The sequence below is a fragment of the Bradyrhizobium uaiense genome (assembly GCF_010811875.1).
In the GTDB taxonomy this organism is placed as follows: Bacteria; Pseudomonadota; Alphaproteobacteria; order Rhizobiales; family Xanthobacteraceae; genus Bradyrhizobium; species Bradyrhizobium uaiense.
Genome location: NZ_VKHP01001086.1, coordinates 1 through 238, shown reverse-complemented (window position 1 = coordinate 238; position 238 = coordinate 1). Strand labels below are relative to the sequence as shown.

Below are 238 nucleotides of genomic sequence, written 5' to 3'. Positions count from 1 at the left end.
GTGTTCATCTCGTCGGCCGCGCCCTTGCGCCAGTGCGAATAAAGCGTCTCGAGCTCGACCACCTTGAAGTCGATATCGATGCCGATCTCCTTGAAGCTCTGCTGCAGGAATTCGTTCATCGGCAGCGGCAGCATCTGGCCCGAGCCGGACGCCGAGGTCTGAATCTTGACCGTCAGCTTCTTGTTCGGACCGAAGCCCGCCTCCTGCATCAGCTTCTGCGCAGCCGGCTTGTCGTATT

Annotated in this window: 1 protein-coding gene; it reads right to left on the bottom strand. The window is 59.7% G+C overall.

Features of this window, described 5'->3' with window-relative positions; translation table 11 throughout:
- The coding region (locus FNJ47_RS48870) for an ABC transporter substrate-binding protein (protein WP_236000650.1) at nt 1–238 on the bottom strand (238 nt) is incomplete at both ends.